Annotated in this window: 23 protein-coding genes and 1 pseudogene; 11 read left to right on the top strand and 13 right to left on the bottom strand. The window is 60.8% G+C overall.

Going from position 1 to position 20,632, the window contains the following annotated elements; translation table 11 throughout:
- Nucleotides 1-1,143 carry an efflux RND transporter periplasmic adaptor subunit gene (locus H096_RS22390; RefSeq protein WP_033901517.1) on the bottom strand — a complete coding sequence of 381 codons (1,143 nt, stop codon included), beginning with the start codon at nucleotides 1,141-1,143 and terminating at the stop codon, nucleotides 1-3.
- 171 nt (nucleotides 1,144-1,314) lie between these two features.
- On the opposite strand from H096_RS22390, the gene H096_RS22385 reads away from it, so the two are divergent.
- Both H096_RS22385 and H096_RS22380 read left to right on the top strand, forming a co-directional pair.
- Nucleotides 1,315-2,016, top strand: a complete 702-nt coding sequence (locus tag H096_RS22385; RefSeq protein ID WP_010210801.1) for a response regulator transcription factor — start codon at nucleotides 1,315-1,317, stop codon at nucleotides 2,014-2,016.
- 3 nt (nucleotides 2,017-2,019) lie between these two features.
- Nucleotides 2,020-3,321, top strand: a complete 1,302-nt coding sequence (locus H096_RS22380) for an ATP-binding protein (protein WP_033901516.1) — start codon at nucleotides 2,020-2,022, stop codon at nucleotides 3,319-3,321.
- On the opposite strand, the gene H096_RS22375 is transcribed toward H096_RS22380, so the two are convergent.
- Genes H096_RS22375 through H096_RS22365 form a run of 3 tightly spaced genes read right to left on the bottom strand, consistent with a single transcriptional unit; the run spans nucleotide 3,322 to nucleotide 5,075 of the window.
- Nucleotides 3,322-3,990 carry an anti-sigma factor gene (locus tag H096_RS22375; protein ID WP_033901514.1) on the bottom strand — a complete coding sequence of 223 codons (669 nt, stop codon included), beginning with the start codon at nucleotides 3,988-3,990 and terminating at the stop codon, nucleotides 3,322-3,324.
- Nucleotides 3,987-4,502, bottom strand: coding sequence for a sigma-70 family RNA polymerase sigma factor (locus tag H096_RS22370; RefSeq protein WP_033901513.1), 516 nt, complete (start codon nucleotides 4,500-4,502; stop codon nucleotides 3,987-3,989). Before H096_RS22370 ends, H096_RS22375 begins: the two co-directional genes overlap by 4 nt.
- Nucleotides 4,503-4,553: 51 nt before the next feature.
- Nucleotides 4,554-5,075 (bottom strand): DUF3455 domain-containing protein, encoded by a 522-nt coding sequence (locus H096_RS22365; protein WP_033901512.1) that lies wholly within the window; start codon nucleotides 5,073-5,075, stop codon nucleotides 4,554-4,556.
- A 138-nt stretch (nucleotides 5,076-5,213) separates the two neighbouring features.
- Between H096_RS22365 and H096_RS22360 the strand changes: the two genes are divergently transcribed.
- The 4 genes from H096_RS22360 (at nucleotide 5,214) to H096_RS22345 (ending at nucleotide 8,185) form a co-directional block, all read left to right on the top strand.
- On the top strand, nucleotides 5,214-5,984 hold the full coding sequence (locus H096_RS22360; protein ID WP_033901511.1) for a class I SAM-dependent methyltransferase: 771 nt from the start codon (nucleotides 5,214-5,216) through the stop codon (nucleotides 5,982-5,984).
- Between the two features lie 91 nt (nucleotides 5,985-6,075).
- On the top strand, nucleotides 6,076-6,861 hold the full coding sequence (locus H096_RS22355) for a sulfite exporter TauE/SafE family protein (RefSeq protein WP_033901510.1): 786 nt from the start codon (nucleotides 6,076-6,078) through the stop codon (nucleotides 6,859-6,861).
- 170 nt (nucleotides 6,862-7,031) lie between these two features.
- Entirely contained in the window at nucleotides 7,032-7,325 is a 294-nt protein-coding gene (locus H096_RS22350) for a transposase (RefSeq protein ID WP_033901509.1), read from the top strand.
- Nucleotides 7,322-8,185, top strand: coding sequence for an IS3 family transposase (locus H096_RS22345; protein ID WP_033901508.1), 864 nt, complete (start codon nucleotides 7,322-7,324; stop codon nucleotides 8,183-8,185). The genes H096_RS22350 and H096_RS22345 overlap by 4 nt, the downstream gene beginning before the upstream one ends.
- Nucleotides 8,186-8,535: 350 nt before the next feature.
- On the opposite strand, the gene H096_RS22340 is transcribed toward H096_RS22345, so the two are convergent.
- Entirely contained in the window at nucleotides 8,536-9,768 is a 1,233-nt protein-coding gene (locus H096_RS22340) for an acyl-CoA dehydrogenase family protein (protein WP_033901507.1), read from the bottom strand.
- Nucleotides 9,769-10,023: 255 nt separating this feature from the next.
- Between H096_RS22340 and sfnG the strand changes: the two genes are divergently transcribed.
- A complete protein-coding gene (sfnG, locus tag H096_RS22335) occupies nucleotides 10,024-11,109 on the top strand; it encodes a dimethylsulfone monooxygenase SfnG (RefSeq protein ID WP_033901506.1) in 1,086 nt (361 codons plus the stop codon).
- Here the strand turns inward: sfnG and H096_RS22330 are convergent.
- Nucleotides 11,108-11,554 (bottom strand): annotated as a pseudogene (locus H096_RS22330) (GNAT family N-acetyltransferase); the annotation flags it as partial. The gene sfnG and the pseudogene H096_RS22330 overlap by 2 nt on opposite strands.
- 94 nt (nucleotides 11,555-11,648) lie before the next feature.
- On the opposite strand from H096_RS22330, the gene H096_RS22325 reads away from it, so the two are divergent.
- Entirely contained in the window at nucleotides 11,649-13,235 is a 1,587-nt protein-coding gene (locus H096_RS22325; RefSeq protein WP_033901504.1) for a RimK family protein, read from the top strand.
- 7 nt (nucleotides 13,236-13,242) lie between these two features.
- Nucleotides 13,243-14,181, top strand: a complete 939-nt coding sequence (locus tag H096_RS22320) for a magnesium transporter CorA family protein (protein ID WP_033901503.1) — start codon at nucleotides 13,243-13,245, stop codon at nucleotides 14,179-14,181.
- Here the strand turns inward: H096_RS22320 and map are convergent.
- Both map and H096_RS22310 read right to left on the bottom strand, forming a co-directional pair.
- Nucleotides 14,178-14,939 (bottom strand): type I methionyl aminopeptidase, encoded by a 762-nt coding sequence (gene map / locus H096_RS22315; RefSeq protein ID WP_033901502.1) that lies wholly within the window; start codon nucleotides 14,937-14,939, stop codon nucleotides 14,178-14,180. The two genes, H096_RS22320 and map, sit on opposite strands and share 4 nt — an antisense overlap.
- A complete protein-coding gene (locus H096_RS22310) occupies nucleotides 14,939-15,139 on the bottom strand; it encodes a ParD-like family protein (protein WP_003190946.1) in 201 nt (66 codons plus the stop codon). The genes map and H096_RS22310 overlap by 1 nt, the downstream gene beginning before the upstream one ends.
- 252 nt (nucleotides 15,140-15,391) lie before the next feature.
- On the opposite strand from H096_RS22310, the gene ilvA reads away from it, so the two are divergent.
- Nucleotides 15,392-16,426 carry a threonine ammonia-lyase, biosynthetic gene (gene ilvA / locus H096_RS22305; protein WP_082461756.1) on the top strand — a complete coding sequence of 345 codons (1,035 nt, stop codon included), beginning with the start codon at nucleotides 15,392-15,394 and terminating at the stop codon, nucleotides 16,424-16,426.
- A 216-nt stretch (nucleotides 16,427-16,642) separates the two neighbouring features.
- Entirely contained in the window at nucleotides 16,643-16,912 is a 270-nt protein-coding gene (locus H096_RS22300) for a DUF1652 domain-containing protein (RefSeq protein WP_033901501.1), read from the top strand.
- On the opposite strand, the gene H096_RS22295 is transcribed toward H096_RS22300, so the two are convergent.
- From H096_RS22295 to xylB, 5 genes are all read right to left on the bottom strand, one after another.
- A complete protein-coding gene (locus H096_RS22295) occupies nucleotides 16,909-17,307 on the bottom strand; it encodes a hypothetical protein (RefSeq protein WP_033901500.1) in 399 nt (132 codons plus the stop codon). The two genes, H096_RS22300 and H096_RS22295, sit on opposite strands and share 4 nt — an antisense overlap.
- Before the next feature lie 82 nt (nucleotides 17,308-17,389).
- The gene (locus H096_RS22290; RefSeq protein WP_033901499.1) at nucleotides 17,390-17,647 is read right to left on the bottom strand and encodes a DUF2790 domain-containing protein; all 258 of its coding nucleotides are present in this window, start codon (nucleotides 17,645-17,647) and stop codon (nucleotides 17,390-17,392) included.
- A gap of 193 nt (nucleotides 17,648-17,840) precedes the next feature.
- On the bottom strand, nucleotides 17,841-18,110 hold the full coding sequence (locus H096_RS22285; protein WP_033901498.1) for a DUF2790 domain-containing protein: 270 nt from the start codon (nucleotides 18,108-18,110) through the stop codon (nucleotides 17,841-17,843).
- Nucleotides 18,111-18,197: 87 nt separating this feature from the next.
- A complete protein-coding gene (locus H096_RS22280) occupies nucleotides 18,198-19,136 on the bottom strand; it encodes a carbohydrate kinase (protein WP_033901497.1) in 939 nt (312 codons plus the stop codon).
- A 12-nt stretch (nucleotides 19,137-19,148) separates the two neighbouring features.
- On the bottom strand, nucleotides 19,149-20,630 hold the full coding sequence (gene xylB, locus H096_RS22275; protein WP_033901496.1) for a xylulokinase: 1,482 nt from the start codon (nucleotides 20,628-20,630) through the stop codon (nucleotides 19,149-19,151).
- Between the last annotated feature and the right edge of the window lie 2 nt (nucleotides 20,631-20,632).

Here is a 20,632-nt window from a genome sequence, read left to right as displayed (position 1 = left end):
TTATTCCTTTACGAGCGGGCTGTCGTCCACTTCAACTTTTTCACCGGGGCGCGCGTGTTGCAGGCCTTCGACGATGATGCGGTCACCGGGCTTGAGACCGCTGCTGACGATCCAGCGATCATTGATCACCGCGCCCAGCTCTACCGGTTGCTGGCTCACGGTCTGCTCGGCGTCCAGCAGCAACACCATCGGGATACCGGCGCTGTCACGGGTGATGGCGCGTTGCGGCACGCTGATGCCTTGTTTGTCGACGGCCTGTTCCAGGCGCACGCGCACAAAGCTACCGGGCAGCAGGTCGAGGTCCGGGTTGGGGAACTCGCTGCGCAGGATGATTTGCCCGGTGCCAGGGTCGACGCTGATCTCGGCAAACAGCAACTTGCCCGGCAACGGGTAGAGGCTGCCATCGTCCTCGATCAGCGTCGCCTTGGCCTGGTCCTGGCCGACCTGCTTCAAGCTGCCGGCGCGGAAGGCGCGACGCAGGTCATTCAGCTCGCGGGTGGACTGGGTCAGGTCAGCGTGGATCGGGTCCAGTTGCTGGATGAGTGCCAGCGGCGTGGCCTCGTTCTGGCCGACCAGCGCACCTTCGGTGACCAGCGCACGGCCGATGCGCCCGGAAATCGGCGCGGTCACGGTGGCGTAGCCCAGGTTCAAGCGGGCGCGTTCGACGGCGGCCTTGTTGGCGGCGACCTCGGCGGCGGTCTGGCGCACGGCGGCGCGGGCATTGTCGTAGTCCTGGCCGCTGATGGCATTGCCTTCCACCAATTGGCTGTAGCGCTGCTCCTGCAGGCGCGCCTTGAAGGCATCGGCCTCGGCCTTGCTCAGGTTGGCCTGGGCGCTGTCGAGGTCGGCCTTGAACGGCGCGGGATCGATGCGAAACAGCACGTCGCCCTGTTTCACGTCATGGCCTTCCTTGAACACCCGTTGCATCACCACGCCGGCGACCCGTGCGCGCACTTCGGCGATACGCGGTGCGGCAATGCGCCCGCTGAGTTCGCTGGTGATGGCCAAGGGTTTGGCTTCAAGGGTTTCGACGCGCACTTTGGCCAGGGGCATCTGCGGTGCTTCGGCGGCGGAGTCGCCACACGCGCTCAGGGCCAGGGTGAGGGCCAGCAGGCAAAATGGCGCAAACAGATTCTTCGACATGCTCTTATCCCAATATTGACTGGCGCATCCTAAAGTCACCTGCGCCTTGGTGCTGTGAAGCTGTGTAGCTCGTCTGTGAAGAAATGTAAGGTGCGACGCGCGGGGCGCCGGGGGCGTATATCCTTGCACAATCCTGCAACACACCAACAAACCGCATTATTTGGAAACACCATGCCCAACATCCTCCTGGTGGAAGACGACGCCGCACTCTCCGAGCTGATTGCCAGCTACCTGGAACGCAATGGCTACCACGTCAGCGTGCTCAGCCGTGGCGACCACGTCCGTGAACGCGCGCGCCTGAACCCGCCGGACCTGGTGATCCTCGACCTGATGTTGCCCGGCCTCGATGGCCTACAGGTCTGCCGCCTGTTGCGCGCCGACTCGGCAGGCCTGCCGATCCTGATGCTCACCGCCCGTGATGACAGCCACGACCAGGTGTTGGGCCTGGAAATGGGCGCCGACGACTACGTGACCAAGCCCTGCGAGCCGCGTGTATTGCTGGCACGGGTGCGCACCTTGTTACGGCGCAGCAGTTTGTCCGAGCCCCAGGTGGCCAATGATCAGATCATCATGGGCAACCTGTGCATCGACCTGTCGGAGCGCACCGTGACCTGGCGCGAGCAGCCGGTGGAGTTGTCCAGCGGCGAATATAACCTGTTGGTGGTGCTGGCGCGCCATGCGGGAGAGGTATTGAGCCGCGACCAGATCCTGCAACGCCTGCGCGGTATCGAGTTCAACGGCACCGACCGTTCGGTGGACGTGGCCATCTCCAAGCTGCGCCGCAAGTTCGACGACAACGCCGGCGAAGCGCGCAAGATCAAGACGGTGTGGGGCAAGGGGTACCTGTTCAGTCGTTCCGAGTGGGAATGCTGAGCCATGTTTCGAGTACTGCTGCGGCTTTACCTGATCACCATCGTCACCTACAGCATGGCGATCTACCTGATCCCCTCGCTGGTGATCCAGCTGTTCGAACACCGCTACATGAACTACAACATCGAGCAGACCCGCGGCCAGCAGAAGCTGATCGTCAAGCAATACCTGCGGGCGCCGGTGGAGCGCTGGTCACAGGTGACCGAGCAACTGGGCCGCGACTTTGCGCCGCTGAAAGTGCAATTGCTGCTGCGCCAGGACGCCAGCTATACCCCGGCGGAAGAACAACTGCTGGAGCAGGGCAAGTCCGTCGTGCGCCTGGGCGAGTGGGGCTGGATGACCGAAATCAGCTCGCCGATCAACGAGCAGTTCGCGGTCAAGCTGACCATACCGCCCGACCCACTGGACATGAACGTGCTGTACTGGGCGATCAATGTGTTGATCGTCGCCGCATTGCTGGCCTGCCTGCTGATGTGGCTGCGCCCGCACTGGCGTGACCTGGAGCGCCTGAAAAGCACGGCCGCCCAATTGGGCCGGGGCAATCTGAGCGAGCGCACACACATTCCCCCAAGCTCCAACATCGGCAGCCTGGCCACGGTGTTCGACACCATGGCCGACGACATCGAACACCTGCTCAACCAACAGCGCGACCTGCTCAATGCGGTTTCCCACGAACTGCGTACGCCGCTCACGCGCCTGGATTTCGGCCTGGCCCTGGCGTTGTCAGAAGACCTGCCCGAAGCCAGCCGCGAGCGCCTGCAAAGTCTGGTCGCGCATATCCGCGAGCTGGATGAGCTGGTGCTGGAGTTGCTGTCCTACAGCCGCCTGCAAAACCCGGCGCAACTGCCGGAGCGGGTCGAGGTGGTCCTCGATGAGTTCATCGACAGCGTACTGGGCAGCGTCGATGACGAACTGGAAAACCCCGAGATCGTCATCGATGTGGCGCTCGACTGCGCTGTGGAGCGCTTCAGCCTCGACCCGCGTCTGACCGCCCGCGCCTTGCAGAACCTGTTGCGCAATGCCACGCGTTACTGCGACAAGCGCATCCAGGTCGGTGTGAAGGTGTGCGCCGAGGGCTGTGAAATCTGGGTGGACGACGACGGTATCGGCATCCCTGTGGACCAGCGCGAGCGCATCTTCGAGCCGTTCTACCGCCTGGACCGCAGCCGCGACCGCGCCACCGGCGGTTTTGGCCTGGGCCTGGCCATCAGCCGACGCGCCCTGGAAGCCCAGGGCGGCAGCTTGACGGCGTTGGCTTCGCCGCTGGGCGGTGCGCGGTTTCGCGTGTGGTTGCCCACCGTCGCCTGATCAGAGCACCTTGACCGCGCGGCCGATTGCCTGGATCGGCCCAGTGGGTTTGCCGGTCGGCGAACCGCGCGGGTCTTCCAGGGTCAGCTCGAACAGCTGGTTCTGGGTGAGCGGCGGCAGCTTGTCCAACGGCACCGAGAGCGTCTGCCCCGGCTTGACCAGGCCCAGGGACACCGGCCCCTGCCAGCCGTCGCCTTTGGTCCAGAACTGCAGGGCCTTGTCGGACGGTACTTCCATCACCCCCAAGGGAATCAACTGAATCTGCTGGTCATTGCGCGCCTGGATCACCCAGCCCGGTGCCTGGCTTTGCGGCGCCACCAGCACCACCACAAAGGTCGGGTCGGCAGTGGGCGGGCGGGTCAGCAGCAGCGCGGCCAGCACCAGCGTGGTCAAAAGCCCGGCACCGGCCAGGCCGCGCCATACGGCCAGCAGGTCCCACCAGTGCGTGCGGGCGCTGGCGATGTTGCGTTCGATACGCCGCCACAGCTCGGATGAGGGCGGCACCGGTTCCGCCAAGGCGGTCAGCGGCAACAGGCGCTGCTCCCAGGCGTCCACTGCGGCGCGTAGTTCAGCGTCGTGCTTCAGGCGTTGTTCGACGTCGGCGCGTTGTTCGCCGGGCAGGGTGCCCAGCACGTATTCGCTGGCCAGTTCGTCCAGTGGGTTGCTCATGCCATGCACTCCCGCAGCGCGGCGAGGCTACGTTTGATCCAGGCCTTGACGGTCCCCAGCGGGGTGTCGAGTTTCTGGGCGATTTCGCTGTGGGAATAACCGTCGACATAAGCATGCAGGATGCACGTGCGACGGGCCGGGTCGAGTTGCTCCAAACAGGCGTGGACTTGCCCGGAGCGTGCGCTGAATTCAAAGGTGTCGGTTGCAGCGATTTGTTCGTGCTCGTCGCCCAACGGGATTTCGCGGTAATGGTTACGTACGATATTGAGCGCCAGGTGCCGGGTCACGCTGAACACCCAGCCACGGGCCGAGCCGCGACTGGGGTCAAAACTGCCGGCACCGCGCCAGATCTTGATAAATGCATCATGCACGATGTCTTCGGCCAGGGATTTGTCCCTGGCGATGCGCATCGCCACGCCGAGCAAATGGCTGCTTTCTTGCTCATACAACTGGCGCAAGGCGCGTTGATCGCCACGGGCGCAGGCCTGCAGACAGGCTTCGTAATCAAACACGGATGGCTACCCCCCAATGATCGGCATGGGGGGCAGCGTAGCCGACTTTACTCAGTTGGCCGCCCAGAAGATGTAATCCGCCTGGTACTTCACCACTTCCTGCTTGCCTTTGTTGGCCGCCGTGCACTCGCTGCTCGGCGCTACACCACCCTTGAGGGCCACACGCTGGATGTAGCTCACGCCGCTCATTGCGCCCTTGCCTTCAGCGGGGTTGGCCTTGACCAGTTGATACGGCAGGTTGCCCGCGCCCGAGGGGGCCACGGCCAACTGGGTGCCGGTGACTTTCGAACCGTCTTTGGCCTGCCAGGTGGCGGGTGGGCCGAAGTAGGTGCCGACTTGCTTGCCGCTGCGGTCATTCAACACCGCCTTGGGCCCGACGAAGGTCCACTCGGTCTGGCCGGCGGCGTTGGCCTTGTCGCGGCATTCGTAGGTGATTTCGCCGACGCCGGTGGTTTCCATCGCCACCTTATGGCCGTCCGGCACCTTGATACTGTCCGGCAAGCCGGTCTGGGCGAAAGCTGCGGGAGTGGCGGCGAGCAGGGCAGTGAGGCAGAACAGTGTTTTAGCGTTCATGGGTACGTCTCCATTTCAGTCAAACAGCGGGGGTTCTGAAAGGACTACCCAGGGCCTGCGCGATTGGATGCAGCGATTAGAAAATAAAAGTGAGAGGGCGCACACTGTGCCCCCGCTTTACCCGAGGAGAGATTGGCAATGACTGGTGTTCACACGTCTGCTCAACAGGGTTTCTCGACCCAGGCCGTCACCTACGCCCAAGGCCGGCCGGACTATCCAAGACAACTCACGGGCTGGCTCGCCGACACACTGCACATTGACGCGCATGCCAGTGTGATTGACCTGGGCGCCGGCACTGGCAAATTCACCCGCTTGCTCAGCACCCTGGCGCCGACCTTGATTGCCGTCGAGCCGGTGGCGGCGATGGGCGCGCAGTTGACCAAGCTGCTGCCGGATGTGCGCCTGGTCAATGGCACGGCTGAATCCATCCCACTGCCGACTGCCAGCGCCGACGCGGTGGTGTGCGCCCAGGCATTTCACTGGTTTTCCACCGAGGCCGCGCTGGCGGAAATCTATCGCGTGCTCAAGCCCGAGGGTCGACTGGGCCTGGTGTGGAATGTGCGGGATGAGTCGGTGGATTGGGTCGCCGCCATCACCGCCATCATTACCCCGTACGAGGGCGACACGCCGCGTTTTCATACGGGACGTTGGCGTGAGGCCTTCACTGGCGAGTATTTTTCCGAGCCTGAAATGACCTGTTTTCCCTACAGTCATGTGGGCAGCCCTCAGGAAGTGATCATGGACCGCTTCCTCTCTGTGAGCTTTATCGCCGCACTGCCGGATGCGGCCAAGGCGGTCGTGACCGCGCAACTCCAGGTGTTGATTGACACGCATCCGGCATTGAAGGGGCGTGACACGGTTGCCTTTCCGTATCAGACCCAGGCGTATGTCTGTCATCGACTGAGTTAAAAGGCATAAAGTCAGATCATATTGATATAAGTCGTTATAAGAAAAATCGCTATCCTGCGGCCAGAAATTTATAAGGCCGCAGGTAGCTGGAATGGATGTGGGTAATTTTGGTTTTGTGGTAGCTGGCCTGATCGTTGGTTTTATCGTGGGCATGACCGGTGTGGGCGGGGGCTCTTTGATGACCCCGATCCTGTTGTGGTTTGGTATCAATCCGGCTACCGCCGTGGGCACTGACCTGTTGTATGCCGCCATTACCAAGTCGGGTGGGGTGTTGGTACACAGCAAGAACAAGAATATCGATTGGACCATTACTGGCTGGTTGACCCTGGGCAGCGTGCCTGCGGTGCTGTTGACCTTGTGGTTTCTGGCCAGTTTGCATACTGACCCTAGCGTGATGAATGCGGTGATCAAGCAGGCGCTTGGGGTGGTGTTGCTGTTGACGGCTTTGGCGATTCTGTTCAAGAAGAGCCTGTTGGCGTTTGCCCAGCGGCATGCGGGTGATAGCTATCACATGAGCCCGCGTAATTTGAATGTGTTGACCGCGGTGACCGGCGCGATCCTCGGCACCATGGTGGCGCTGACGTCCATCGGTGCTGGGGCCTTGGGTACGGTGGCGTTGTTTATTTTGTATCCGTTTCTGGCGACGCGGCGGTTGGTGGGGACTGAGATTGCGCATGCTGTGCCGCTGACCCTGGTGGCGGGGTTGGGGCATGCGAGCATGGGGAATATGGATTGGCATTTGTTGGGGTTTTTGTTGATGGGGTCGTTGCCGGGGATCTATGTGGGTAGCCATATGACGGGCAAGTTGCCTGATGCGGTTTTGCGGCCTTGCTTGGCGGTTATGTTGATGGCTATTGGTTATAAGTTGGCGTTTTAAGTTGGTGGAGGCATATCCGTTATTTAGGTAACGGCCACCTATGGTCCCGCTCTTACAGCGGGTCACTTTTGGAAGAGTCCGAATGCGGCCCAGCCAAAAGTAACCATGGGCCTGTCCCGTGACAACGGACGCCAAGAAGCGATACTTAAATCGTTCTCTTGGAGGTTGCCATGTACCCATCTACTCGCCGTAACTATACCGATGAGTTCAAGACTCAAGCGGTTGCGCTAGCTGAAAGCGTTGGCAGAACCGAAGCGGCCCGCCAGCTAGAGATGTCCGTCAAAACGCTCGACAACTGGGTGAACGCCACGCGCAAGGGCCAACCGCTGAGTTCGCCCGAGCGCAAGCCCATCACGAAGGAAGGCAGTGAGCTTGCCCGCCTGCGAGCCGAGGTTGCCGAACTGAAAATGGAGCGTGAAATCCTAAAAAAGGCGGCGGTATTCTTCGCCAGAGAGTCCAGGTGAGATACGCCTTCGTCGCTGCTGAACGGACTCAATACCCGGTACGGGTGTTGTGCCGGGTGATGGAAGTCTCGACTTCAGGTTTCTACGATTGCGCGCTCAGGCAGCCTCGCACTGATCCTGACGCTCAGATTCGCATTGAGTTGCGCAGCGTCTATGCGGCCAGTCGACACACCTACGGTCGGCCACGGTTGGTCGCAGCCTTACGCCAGAAATCGTATGCAGTGGGCCACAAACGAGTCAGCCGGTTGATGCAGGAGGAGCGTATACACGGCAAGTCCAAACGCGGTTTCAGGCCCTGCACCACTGACAGCCACCATTACTTGCCTGTCGCGAGCAATGTGGTGGCGCGGCAGTTCTCCATCAATAACCCCACCCCGACTTGGGTCAGTGATATCACCTATCTCCCAACCAGAGAGGGTTGGCTGTATCTGGCCGTAGTGTTGAGCATCCAGACCCGCCAGATCTTGGGCTACAGCTTGTCAGACCGCATGCCAGATGACTTGGTCGAAAGTGCGTTTCTGAATGCCTGGAGCGCCTGTTCTGGCACTAGCGGAGCAGTATTTCACTCCGATCAGGGCCGTCAGTATGCAAGCAGTAAGTTCCGTCTGACGCTGGCCAAGAAGGACTTCACCCAGAGCATGAGTCGAAAGGGAAATTGCTGGGACAATGCAGTGGCCGAGAGCTTTTTCGCTACGCTGAAAAGAGAGGAGGCTTTCGGGGTCTACCCCACCAAAAAACAGGCACAGCTATCAATCGCCAGCTATGTGCATGGGTTTTACAACAGCAGTCGACTGCACTCAGCTCTGGGATATCGTTCTCCGAACGAATATGCAAAGAGCTTGAGGCAGAAGACTGGATAACCAGCTTCTTGGCGTCCGCTGCTGGGAGACAGGCCCACCAAAAACGCTTCGCCCCAACACTCGGCACCTCGCTTAGGCTCGGTGTGCCCGAACGAAGGCTTGAATCCGTGGGCCGCCGCGATGGGCCATCCTTGGCCCAGCGCGGCTAACCCGGCGGCCCCCCAAATCACTGTCGGATTACGGGCATACCGAGCCTAGGCGAGGTACCGAGTGTTGGGGCAAGAGCCCTTTTGGTTACTTTTGGCTGGGCCGGCATTCCGGGCTCTTTTCCAAAAGTGAGCCGCCGTAAGGGCGGAACCAACATCAGCCATCCCCTAAATAACGGATATGCCCCCAATCAACCCCCCAACTCAACCCCGCCCATTCCCAATCTGCCAAACAAACGGCGGCTCCCCCCCATTAACCACCCAATCCCCCACAATCCGCGCCTTATAAATCACCGGATTATGCGACGACACCGTCCGCGCATTCCGCCAATGCCGATCCAGCGCCTTCCCCTGCCGCACATCCGACGCCCCCAGCGCATTAAACAACTCACTGGTAGCCCGCTGAATCAACCCCGACACCACCACCTGCGCCGTAGCCGACTCAATCTCGGCCGCCACATTGGCCTCGCGCTCCACCGCATCATCCCCCCCAAACCGCGCCACATACGCCCGTTGCGCCGGCAGCGTCGCCTTCAACGCACTCGCCTCAGCGGCATACACCAGCGCAGCCACTTCCCCCACCACCTGCAGAATCTGCGCATCCTGGCTCACATGCGCCGCATTACCATGACTGTAGATACGCTTACGGCTGCGTACCTGATGCGCCAAATCGCGCAAGGCCGCACGCCCAATCCCCGCCAAACTGGCGAGCAACACCAACTGGTAGAACGCCGTCTGGTATTTAAACCGGCTGGCAAAGTCGATGACGTTTTCCGTATCCACCACCGCATCGGTAAAGCGCGACGTGCCGCTGCCGGTGGTGCGCTGGCCAAAGCCGTCCCAATCATCACTGTGCACCACCCCTGGCTGGCGGGCGCGGGTGGCGGCGATCACATCGCCACCGGTGTCACTGCGTTGGGCATACACGTCGATCCAATCGGCGAAGATGCTGCCTGTGCTGTAGAACTTCTCTCCGTTGAGCTTCCAGCGGTCGCCGTCAGGGCTGACTTGGGTGACCACATTACCAATGGCCACATTGCCAATCTCGGTCCAGGCGCAGCCGACGATATCGCCGTCCACGAACCGCTTGAACCACAGATCCCGGCCAGCACTGGGCGGCGCGTTCAGGCGGTCTTCGGCAAACGCGAAGTGCCCACGCAGGGCCTGGGGCACGTTGGAGTCGGCTTCGGCCAGCTCGATCAGCAGTTCGAACAATTGCGGCAGGGAAGCACCGCCGCCGCCATGTTCCACCGGCACGCGTACTGCGCCAAAACCGGCTTCCTTGAGCCACTGGATCGGTTCATGGGGCAGGGTGCGGGACTGTTCGCGCTCTACGGCACCGTCGGCGATGCGCTGGAAGATCGGTCGAAAGCGCGCAGCCAGGGTCGGGTAGTCGACACCGGTGGACAGGGGATTGATGACGTGTTGTTCGGTCATGGGCAAGGTTCCTGGGCAGTGATCAATCCAAGGGGGATTGCACACTCCGTGCCGGGTATCTGCGCCCGTATTCAGGGGCTAAAGCGTTCAGCTACTGTTGCCCTGGCAACAGTGGATCGACAAACCCGCACGCTCTGCGACATCGACGCCGACCTACGGTATTGCGTGCAACGCCCATGGCCCGTGCGTTTCCACGGCCTGGCACGCTTGCTGCTCAAGCCCTCAGTACATCCCTTTTGTGCGAGGTAACGCGAGATGAGCCAGCAAGCCGTGAAATTTGCCTACTGGGTGCCCAACGTCAGCGGTGGGTTGGTGGTCAGCAAGATCGAACAACGCACCCACTGGGGCATCGACTACAACCGCAAACTGGCGCAACTGGCGGAAGCCGCCGGCTTCGAATACGGCCTCACCCAGATCCGCTTCACCGCCGGCTACGGTGCGGAAAACCAGCATGAGTCCGTGGCGTTCAGCCATGCGCTGCTGGCCGCGACCACCACGCTCAAGGTGATCGCCGCGATCCTGCCAGGGCCCTGGCAACCGGCGTTGGCGGCCAAGCAACTGGCGACGATCGACCAGCTCACCAACGGACGTATCGCGGTGAATATCGTCAGCGGTTGGTTCAAGGGCGAATTCCAGGCCATCGGCGAACACTGGCTGGAGCACGACGAACGTTATCGCCGTTCCGAAGAGTTTATCCGGGCCCTCAAAGGCATCTGGACCCAGGACGATTTCACCTTCAAGGGTGACTTTTACCGCTTCAACAACTACACCCTCAAGCCCAAGCCATTGGGCCAGCCGGAGGTGTTCCAGGGCGGTAGCTCGCGGGCCGCGCGGGATATGGCAGCGCGGGTGTCGGACTGGTATTTCACCAACGGCAACACCCCGGAAGGCATCAAGGCCCAGGTCGATGACATCCGCGCCAAGGCGGCGGCAAACAACCATTCGGTCAAAGTCGGCGTCAACGCCTTTGTGATCGCCCGCGACACCGAGGAAGAAGCCCGCGCCGTGCTGGCAGAGATCATTGACAAGGCCGATCCGGAGGCGGTGAACGCCTTTGGTGATGCGGCCAGGCAAGCGGGCAAGGCGTCACCGGAAGGCGAGGGCAACTGGGCCAAGTCGAGCTTTGAAGACTTGGTGCAGTACAACGATGGCTTCAAGACCAACCTGATCGGTACGCCCCAGCAGATTGCCGAGCGCATCGTCGCGCTCAAGGCAGTGGGGGTGGACTTGGTGCTGGCGGGCTTTCTGCATTTTCAGGAAGAAGTCGAGTACTTCGGCAAACGTGTGTTGCCGCTGGTGCGAGAGTTGGAAGCCAAGGCGGGGATCAAACAGGTGGCGTGAGCAGTTTTTTTTCCAGGCGCAGTGCTGCGGTGTGGTCTTCGTAATAGGCGTCGATCAGGGCAAAGCGCCGATAACGGTTGCGCTCATAGAGGCTGAGAGCACCGGGGTTGTCGGTGCGCACTTCCAGGCGTAGGCGATTGCAACCCTGTGCCACGGCGCTAGCTTCAACGCGGCTCAGCAACTGTCTACCCAACCCCATGCCACGCGCAGGTTCGGCAATGGCGATGGAATACAGACGCGCCAACGAAGTGCCACGGCGAAACAGCACCAGCGCGTAACCGAGCAGTTGCCCGTCATTTTCCGCCACCCGCAACTCGCCGTGGGCGCGGCTTATCATCCACTGGAAACTGCGCCGTGACAGCCTGTCGGTGGTGAAGCAGTGCTGTTCCAAGGCCAGTAATTCAGGCACATCCAAGAGCGTTGCAACGCGAAAGCAAAGAGCCATATGACCGCCGTAAAAGTTGCGTAACGAAACGGGACTTCTCTAAAAGATCGTGCTTAATAGAAAAGGTCGAGTTCTCTAAAGCGGATCAAATATTATGTCGGCGGTACAAGGTCATTGGCGTGAAGTATCCGAGCAAACTCTCGCGGCGACAATAACCAATAAAGGTTATTTTTCCGCACCCCCAAAAGGCAACAGTCAAGTCGTGATCATTGTCGAGCGCAAGGAAGACTGGGCCTCCTACTTCCCCAGCGAAGACATCGTCACTGCCCAGGAATACCTGGAGCAGACCCGCGAAAACGAGACTGGCAAGCGCGTACAGGTGATCAACCTGTGCCGCAGCTACAAGTACCTGGGGCACGGTTACTACTGCTCGCTGCTGGCTGAAGCCCGTGGGCACAAGGTGATCCCGTCGGTGCGTACCATCAGCGAACTGACGAAGAAGTCGTTGTACGGCCTGGCCCTGGACGACCTGGATAAAACCCTCGATAAAGCCTTGAGTCATCACCTTTACAGCAATACCGAAGGCTTTACCCTGACACTTTATTTTGGCCGGACCAATATAGAGCCGTTGCAGGATTTGGCCCGTCAGTTGTTTGAGGCCTTTCCGTGTCCGATCCTGTTAGTGGAGTTCAAGAAGAATAACGGTTGGCATATAGAAGGCGTTAAATCCGGCGTATTGCACAAGTTACGCGACGATCAGGAAGATCAATTCGCCCACGCCCTGGACAACTTCAGCCGCAAGATCTGGCGCCAGCCGCGCTCACGTCGCCTGGCCCGTTATGACCTGGCCATCTTGCACGACCCTCAAGAGCAATTGCCGCCGTCCAACGGCAAGGCCCTGGATAATTTCATCCGCGTCGGCAAGGGCCTGGGCATCGATGTGGAGTTGATCGAACGCAAGGATTATTCACGCCTGGCCGAATACGACGCCTTGCTGATCCGCGAGACCACCAGCGTCGACAACCACACCTACCGCTTCGCCAAGAAAGCCGAAAGCGAAGGCCTGGTGGTGATGGATGACCCGGCGTCGATCCTGCGCTGCACCAACAAGGTCTACCTCACCGACCTGCTCAACAGTCACCAACTGGGCATGCCCGCCACGGAGATTCTGTACAAGGAACGACCGGAAGACTTTGAACGGGTCGGCGAGCGCCTGGGGTTCCCGCTGGTGCTGAAGATCCCCGACGGGTGTTTTTCCCGTGGCGTGATCAAGGTCGAAAGCCAGGAAGCCTTGCTCAAGGCCACTGCCGAGTTGTTCGAACATTCGGTGCTGTTGCTGGCCCAGGAGTTTTTCTACACCGAGTACGACTGGCGCATCGGCGTGCTCAACCGCAAGCCGATCTTTGCCTGCCAGTACTTTATGTCCAAAGGGCATTGGCAGATCTACAACCACAAGGCCATCGGCCAGGCCATCAACGGTGAATGCCGCACGCTGGCGGTTCATGAAGCGCCCAAGGCGGTGGTGGAGCTGGCCGTGAAGACCGCCAACCTGATTGGCGATGGCCTCTACGGCGTCGACCTCAAGCAGTCCGGCGACAAGGTGGTGGTGATCGAAGTCAACGACAACCCCAACCTGGACGCGGGTATCGAAGATGCCTACTTGCAGGACGACTTGTACGGTTTGGTGCTGGAGGAGTTCGTGAGGCGCCTGGAGTTGAAGCGTCAGGGTCAGGTCTGGTGACCCGGCGATGATCCAGCGTTTCGAACTGATCGATGGCAAGCTGCACAGCGGGGAGCGTGACGATGCCCCGATCCAGTTGTTCAACAACCCTGACCTGGCCGAGCGCGAGTGGCTGCGCGACCACCATAAGCTGGACGAACACGCCCTGGCCTCTGCGCTGGACCCCGACGAAGTCTCGCGCATCGAGTTTCACCCGGACAATCTGTTCCTGATCTGGAAACGCCCGGAAAACTACTCCGGTGGCGGCAACCTGGTGTTCGAGGTGTCGTCCTGCGGCCTGCTGTTTTCACCGGGCCGCCTGCTGGTGATCGCCACCGACGAAACCCCGCTGACCGGCCTCGGCAAACGCCGCCCGCTGCACACGCCGCTGGATGTGTTGCTCGACTTGCTGCTCAATAACATCCATCACTACCTGGGCCACCTCAAGGTGATCAAGTTGGTCGCGCGGGAATTGCAGCAGCAGTTCAATGCGTCGATGAGCAACCACCACCTGATGCAGATGTTCAGCCTCAGCGAAAGCCTGATCTATTACATCAACGCGCTGCACAGCAACGGCGCGGTGCTGTCACGGCTGCGCAACCACGCGGAAAAGGAGCATTTCAGTTCGGAGATATTGGCGCTGATCGACGACCTGATCATCGAGAACCACCAGTGCTACAAACAGGCGGAGATCTATTCCAACGTGTTTTCCGGGCTGATCGACGCCCGCGGCAACCTGATGAACAACAGCATGAACAACCTGTTGCGCAAGCTCACCTTGATCAACGTGGTGTTCCTGCCGCTCAACCTGATTGCGAGCATCGGCGGCATGTCGGAGTTCAGCATGATGACGGCGGGGACGCCGTGGTGGGTGTCGTACCCATTGTTTCTGGCGGCGATGGGGCTGGGGGCTGCTTTGATGGTAGTGGGGCTGAAGCGGATAGCGGGCGGCGCCAATGTCGTTTAAACCCTGTAGGAAGGTTGTAGGGTCAGCACTTCAAACCCATCCGCCGTCACCGCCACGGTATGTTCCCACTGTGCCGACAGGCTGTTGTCCTTGGTTACCACCGTCCAGCCATCCTTCAGGCTGCGCACTTTCGAGCTGCCCTGGTTGAGCATCGGCTCCACGGTAAACACCATGCCTTCGCGCAGTTCCAAGCCGGTGCCGGGGCGGCCGAAGTGCAGGATTTGCGGCTCTTCATGCATCTGCCGGCCGATGCCGTGGCCGCAGTATTCGCGGACTACGCTGTAGCCGTTGGCTTGCGCGTGGCTCTGGATCGCGTGGCCGATATCACCCAGGCGTGCGCCGGGCTTGACCTGGCGGATGCCGGCCCACATCGCTTCGAAGGTTTTCTCGACCAGGCGCTGAGCCTTGGGCGCGACGCTGCCGATCATGTACATCTTGCTGGAGTCGGCAATAAAACCACCTTTTTCCAGGGTGATGTCGATGTTGATGATGTCGCCGTCCTTGAGGATGTCCTTGGCGCTGGGCATGCCATGGCACACCACCTCGTTGATCGAAGTGTTGATGGAGAAAGGGTAGTCATACTGGCCCAGGCTTGCGGGGCGGGCCTTGAGGTCGTTGCGGATGAAGGCTTCGACGGCGGCGTCCAGCTCCAGGGTGGAACGGCCGGCGGCGACAAAGCCGTCGAGCATCGTGAACACCTGGGCCAGCAGGCGCCCGGCTTCACGCATCACGGCCAGTTGGGCGGCAGTCTTGATCATCAACTGCGCCCCCGGATCAGATCGGGCTTGTCCAGCAACAGCTTGTTGATCAGCTCGTTGTAGGGCAGGTGGGGGTTGAGCTCGGCGAGCAGGCCGATCTTGATCCAGAACTCGGCCTGGGCGTTGATGGAACGATCCATCGCGGCGCTGGCCAGGCGCAGTTGTTCGTGCAGTTGGTCGGTGATCTTGACGATGCCCATGGGGTTCACTGTGCGGGGTTGATATACAAAGCGTATACGTTTCGTATGCTTTGAGTAAACCTTTTGTTGACGAGTCCCGTCATAGGCGGTTAATTTCGTGACATGACCTTTCAAGCCTTTCGCAGCCAGCCAAGCATTATTACCGCCATTCCTCATTTGGCGGGATAGCGCACGGCTGTACCCAAACCCGCCCTAGAGGCGGGTTTTGTTTTTCCGTCTCCCGGGCCCCGAACAAGAAGCCAGGAGATACCCATGAGCACCTGTCCCCCTACCGCTGACACAGGCTTGCTTGAACACTATGTGAAGAAGATCCTCGCCGCGCCGGTCTATGACCTGGCGGTGCGCACGCCGTTGCAGGCGGCACCGGCGCTGTCGGCATTGCTGGGTAACCAGGTGTTGCTCAAGCGTGAAGACCTGCAGCCGACGTTCTCGTTCAAGATCCGTGGCGCCTACAACAAACTGGTGCAGTTGAGCGACGAGCAAAAGGCGCGCGGCGTGGTCACCGCATCGGCCGGCAACCATGCCCAAGGCGTGGCGCTGGCAGCCAGGGAGTTGGGGATCCAGGCGCGGATCGTCATGCCCAGCACCACGCCAGAGTTGAAGGTACTCGGCGTACGCTCCCGTGGTGCTGAAGCGGTCCTGCACGGCGAGAGCTTCCCCTTTGCCCTGGCCCACGCACTGCAACTGGCCGAAACCTCAGGTTGCACCTTTGTCTCGCCCTTCGACGATCCGGAGGTGATCGCCGGACAAGGCACCGTGGCCATGGAAATCCTGCGCCAGCAACAAGGGCCCTTGGACGCGATCTTCGTGCCGGTGGGCGGCGGTGGCCTGATCGCCGGGATCGCCGCTTACGTTAAATACCTGCGGCCCGAGGTGCGCATCATCGGCGTCGAACCTGAGGGCTCCAGTTGTCTGCTGGCGGCGCTGCGGGCGGGTGAACGCGTGGTGCTGCCCAGCGTGGACGGGTTTGCCGACGGCACGGCGGTGGCGCAAGTCGGTGCCTACGGGTTTGAGATCTGCCGGGACTGGGTGGATGACGTTATTACTGTCAGCAACGATGAACTGTGCAGCGCGATCAAGCTGATCTACGACGATACCCGCTCGATCACCGAACCTTCCGGTGCCTTGGCGGTGGCGGGAGTGCGCAAGTATGTCGCCCGCCATCAACTGCGCGGGAAGACCCTGGTGGCGATCAATTCCGGGGCGAACATCAACTTCGATAGTTTGCGACATGTTGCTGAAAGGGTGGCTGCGCAAGGCGCCGTTGCCGTTGAGGCCTACAGTTAAACGTTTAATCGCAGCGGTTCGACGACGATTTAAACACGGCCAATTTACATATATAACCCGGCGCGCGGCTTATGAGGAAAAGTTACAACGAAGGCTGATTTTGCCGAGTAGGCTTGGGTGTTGTAAGCGTCTTCCAGGGTCGGCAAGGCGCGACGAGTGAGCGCTCGTCGGACACATAAAAGTCTGTTGGCAGTCTCAAGAAAGGAGAGGTTGACCATGCTTTCGGAATTAGAACTTCGCAGCATTATTGAAGGAAGTTTCCTGCCCAAACGGTGCGAATGCACCAAAGCCGAAGATGCTTCGCTGACGATCAAGGTCTACGACGACCGCGACCGTGACCGGGTGGATTTGGAAGTCAAAGGGATCAACGCGGACAAACTCGACAGCAGTCGAGCCATTTGCAACCTGATCACCGGGTTGCGTGAAGACCTCAAGCACAGCCATGCACCCGCCCTGCAAAGAGTGGGAGGGCGCGGCTACTACTAGGTAGATGCCTGGGGTTGGATGACCGAAGACCTGTGGGCCTGGATAAACGCCAGGCCCAATACGGTTTCCGTTGCCACTGCCAGCAGGATGCCGGGTCCGGCATTGCCGTTTATCCACTCACTGAACCCCAGTACCGCCAGCACCCAACAGCCAATGGTAAAACCGCCGGTCATGGCGCGTCGTGTGTCGCAGGGTGGTGCGTGGCGTGCGCGGTAGAACATCACGCCGATAGCCAGGAACAGGGTGGCGTTACGCCGAGCCACCAGGCCCGTGGCATTTGAATATTCAACGCTCCACAGCCATAGCATCCATTCGGGGCGCAGGCCCCATATCAGCGCCAGGGCAAAACAGAGCACGGCGGTAAAGAGGGCGAGCGTATGAAAGCGCAGCGGCATGGCGAATCCTTTCGGCACGGTTAACAGGTGCAAAAGGATACCGCGTGCTGACGCGTTACGCCGCCCTTAATCAACATCATGTTCAGTTCTGGAACAAACAGGCCTCGGATAACTTCTTGTAGCTCACGTGCTGCACTTCACCGGCCTTGTCCAAAAACTTGATCTCGGCCTTGATGACCTTGCATTCACGGGTATCCGGTTCGGTCATGGCAATCACTTTCTGGATGTCCATGGGCATGCCGTACCGATAGGGCACAGCTTTGGATTCAGCCTGGGCCATGGCCGATACGGTGGTGAGGGCGAGGGTGCAGCCGAGCAGGAATACGTTGCGCATTTTCATGAGGTTTCTCCGTCAGTGGTCCGGTTCATCAGCGTGATGAATCGGCGGCCGTACCTTCAGCCGATGGCCATGGAGGTGCGGTCGAAGCCACTGTTGTCTCCCAAGCTTAACCATTGATTAAATTGGGGTTTTTGAGAAAAGTCCTACATGTTTATGGGGTTGATTCCCGCTGTATTGTCTGACGGCTTACGGCTCAGTTCTGGAAGTCGCAGGCTTCCGACATTTTCCGATAGCTCACGTCCTCAACCTTGCCCGCCTTATCCAGGAACTTGATATCCGCCTTGATGACTTTGCATTCATCGGTGGGCGTTTCGTTCATGGCCAGGACCTTGTCGATGTTCATCGGCATGCCGTATTGGTAAGGCACGGGTTTGACAGCGGTGCCTTGGTCGTCGGCCTGGGCCAGACCTGATACTGCGGCCAGCGCCAAGGCGCTGCCGAGTACGAGAGTGCGCAGTTTCATGGTGGTTCTCCGCAACAAGTGGGTACAACTTCACTGTCGGCGTGCGGGATTAACCATCGATTAATTTTTAGCTGGCTGACAAAACCTTCATCCAAGCTGCCGGCGATAGGGCAGGTCGGGGCCGGTCTTGGTGCAGGTCAGTGCGGCGGCGCGGATGGCGAAGCCGAGCATGGTGTCGATCTGTGCACGGGTGAGTTGTTGCAGGCCGTCCACTGAGTCCAACTGCTGTTCGGTCAACCAGGCAATCAACGCCGCCTGGAAGGTGTCGCCAGCCCCCACTGTATCGGCCATCACCACCTTGACCGCCGGCGCAGACCAGTGGCCATGCTGGCGGCTGAATACACTGGCGCCGTCGCCGCCACGGGTGAGGAATACCAATTGGCAACGGTGTTGCAGCCAGCCCTGCAGCACGCTTTCGGGCGACTGCTCGGGGTAGAGCAGGTGCAGGTCTTCGTCGCTGACCTTGATCAGGTCGGCATGCTTGACCAGTTCCGCCACACGGTCGCGCCACAGCTGGATATCCGGCTGCGGGTTGAGCCGCACGTTGGGGTCGAGGCTGATCAGGCGCTTGCCGCTTTCACGCTTGACCAGGCTCAGCAAGGTGTCGCCGATGGGTTGCACCACCAGGGAGAACGACCCGATGTGCAGGCCACGGATATCATCGCTCAGCTCGGGCAGATGAGCGACTTCCAGCAGTCGGTCGGCGCAGCCTTCACCGCGAAAGTTGTACTGCGGTGTGCCATTGGCGCCCACGGCGACCATCGACAAGGTGGTCGGCGCGGCGAATTCCACCAGGAACTGCTCGCTGACGCCTTCATCCTTGAGCACCTGTAACAAGCGGCGGCCGAGGAAATCGGTGGAAAGCCCACCGAACAAGCCCGCCTCGACACCCAGGCGGCGCAAGCCGACCGCGACGTTGAACGGCGAACCGCCGGCAATTGCCTTGTAATTGACCTTCGATGCCTGCCCGCTGGCATCTTCCTCGCTGAAAAAATCAAACAGCGCTTCACCACACACCAGATACATAGTCGTTCGCTCTTAAAGGGTTGCCACGAGCTGTTGATAGCGCTCGTAGGCGTGTTGATACGCGCTGACGCTGGCCGCCACCGGCAGCGTACGGCTGGCCGGGTCGACGCTCACACATTTGTCGCACAGGCTGGCCAGCGACTCGCCGGACTGGCTCCACGCCGCCTGGATCGCCGCGCCCAGGGCGGCGGCTTCACTTTGTTCGGTGCAGACCACTTCGGTGTTCATGATATCGGCGACCATCTGCCGCCAGACCGGGCTTTTCGAACCGCCGCCGATCAAGCGGATGCTCTGGCTTTGCAGGCCGGTCTGGCGCAGCAGGTCGAGGCCGTAGCGCAGGCCGAAGGTGGTGCCTTCGACCACCGCGCGGCACAGGTTGGCGCGGGTCAGGTTGGTCATGGTCAAGCCGTGCAGGCTGCCGGTGGCGTGGGGCAGGGCGGGCACACGTTCGCCGTTGAGGAACGGCAACATGCTCACGCCGTCCGCGCCAATCGGCGCTTGTTCGACCAGGGCGTTGAATGCGGCCAGGTCGAGGTCGAACAACTCGCGGATCACCCCGGTGGCGTTGGTCAGGTTCATGGTGCAGATCAGCGGCAACCAGCCGCCGCTGGACGAACAGAAGGTGGCGACCGAGGCCTGTGGGCTGACGTTGGGCTGGTCGGCAAACGCGTACACAGTCCCCGACGAGCCCAGGCTCATGGTGATCACGCCGGGGGCAATGTTGCCGGTGCCGAGGGCGCCCATCATGTTGTCGCCGCCACCGCTGGAGACGATGGCGTTGGGGTTGATGCCCAGCCGTTCGGCAATCGCCGGAAGAACGGTGCCGACGCTCTGATCGGCCTCAATCAGCTGCGGCAGGGCCTTTTCTAGACGACCGCTCGGGTCGATGTGCCTGAGCAGCGCCACATCCCACTCACGGCTGCGCACGTTGAAGTAGCCGGTGCCCGACGCATCGCCGTATTCCGCGACGGCGCGGCCGGTGAGCCAGTAGTTGAGGTAGTCGTGGGGCAGCAGGATATGCGCGATGCGCGCAAAGATGTCCGGGTGCTGTTCGCGCGTCCACAGCAGCTTGGACACGGTGTAGCCCGGTGCAATGGCCACGCCGAGGCGTTCCAGGGAGCCGCTTTCGCCACCCAGGTGCTGCAAGAGTCGGTCGTTCTCGGGCGTGGTCTCGGTGTCGCACCACAGTTTGGCCGGGCGCAGTACCTGGCCCTGGTCATCCAGCAGCACCAAACCATGTTGCTGGCCGGACACGCCGATGCCGAGGATGTCCTGGCCGTCCACGCCGGCCTGTTGCAGGGCGCGGTGGGTGGCTTCGGTAAAGGCGTCCACCCACTCCTGGGTGTGCTGCTCGCGGCGGCCATTGGCACCGCTGATCAATGTGTGTGCCGCTGCGCCCAGGCCCAGCACCTTGCCGCTCGTGGCGTCGAGGACGATGGCCTTGGTGCCTTGGGTGCCGCAGTCGATGCCGAGAAACAGGTTTTGCTGGGACATGG

The sequence above is a fragment of the Pseudomonas sp. FH1 genome, from assembly GCF_000510895.2.
In the GTDB taxonomy this organism is placed as follows: domain Bacteria; phylum Pseudomonadota; class Gammaproteobacteria; order Pseudomonadales; family Pseudomonadaceae; genus Aquipseudomonas; species Aquipseudomonas azotoformans_A.
The sequence above is the reverse complement of the archived record's forward strand: the minus strand, read 5'-3'. Positions and strand labels throughout refer to the sequence as shown.

Coding starts and splice junctions, on each gene's coding strand:
- H096_RS22390 (WP_033901517.1), bottom strand. CDS start 1,143: ATGTCGAAGAATCTGTTTGCGCCATTTTGCCTGCTGGCCCTCACCCTG.
- H096_RS22385 (WP_010210801.1), top strand. CDS start 1,315: ATGCCCAACATCCTCCTGGTGGAAGACGACGCCGCACTCTCCGAGCTG.
- H096_RS22380 (WP_033901516.1), top strand. CDS start 2,020: ATGTTTCGAGTACTGCTGCGGCTTTACCTGATCACCATCGTCACCTAC.
- H096_RS22375 (WP_033901514.1), bottom strand. CDS start 3,990: ATGAGCAACCCACTGGACGAACTGGCCAGCGAATACGTGCTGGGCACC.
- H096_RS22365 (WP_033901512.1), bottom strand. CDS start 5,075: ATGAACGCTAAAACACTGTTCTGCCTCACTGCCCTGCTCGCCGCCACT.
- H096_RS22360 (WP_033901511.1), top strand. CDS start 5,214: ATGACTGGTGTTCACACGTCTGCTCAACAGGGTTTCTCGACCCAGGCC.
- H096_RS22355 (WP_033901510.1), top strand. CDS start 6,076: ATGGATGTGGGTAATTTTGGTTTTGTGGTAGCTGGCCTGATCGTTGGT.
- H096_RS22350 (WP_033901509.1), top strand. CDS start 7,032: ATGTACCCATCTACTCGCCGTAACTATACCGATGAGTTCAAGACTCAA.
- H096_RS22340 (WP_033901507.1), bottom strand. CDS start 9,768: ATGACCGAACAACACGTCATCAATCCCCTGTCCACCGGTGTCGACTAC.
- sfnG (WP_033901506.1), top strand. CDS start 10,024: ATGAGCCAGCAAGCCGTGAAATTTGCCTACTGGGTGCCCAACGTCAGC.
- H096_RS22325 (WP_033901504.1), top strand. CDS start 11,649: ATGTCGGCGGTACAAGGTCATTGGCGTGAAGTATCCGAGCAAACTCTC.
- H096_RS22320 (WP_033901503.1), top strand. CDS start 13,243: ATGATCCAGCGTTTCGAACTGATCGATGGCAAGCTGCACAGCGGGGAG.
- map (WP_033901502.1), bottom strand. CDS start 14,939: ATGATCAAGACTGCCGCCCAACTGGCCGTGATGCGTGAAGCCGGGCGC.
- H096_RS22310 (WP_003190946.1), bottom strand. CDS start 15,139: ATGGGCATCGTCAAGATCACCGACCAACTGCACGAACAACTGCGCCTG.
- ilvA (WP_082461756.1), top strand. CDS start 15,392: ATGAGCACCTGTCCCCCTACCGCTGACACAGGCTTGCTTGAACACTAT.
- H096_RS22300 (WP_033901501.1), top strand. CDS start 16,643: ATGCTTTCGGAATTAGAACTTCGCAGCATTATTGAAGGAAGTTTCCTG.
- H096_RS22295 (WP_033901500.1), bottom strand. CDS start 17,307: ATGCCGCTGCGCTTTCATACGCTCGCCCTCTTTACCGCCGTGCTCTGT.
- H096_RS22290 (WP_033901499.1), bottom strand. CDS start 17,647: ATGAAAATGCGCAACGTATTCCTGCTCGGCTGCACCCTCGCCCTCACC.
- H096_RS22285 (WP_033901498.1), bottom strand. CDS start 18,110: ATGAAACTGCGCACTCTCGTACTCGGCAGCGCCTTGGCGCTGGCCGCA.
- H096_RS22280 (WP_033901497.1), bottom strand. CDS start 19,136: ATGTATCTGGTGTGTGGTGAAGCGCTGTTTGATTTTTTCAGCGAGGAA.
- xylB (WP_033901496.1), bottom strand. CDS start 20,630: ATGTCCCAGCAAAACCTGTTTCTCGGCATCGACTGCGGCACCCAAGGC.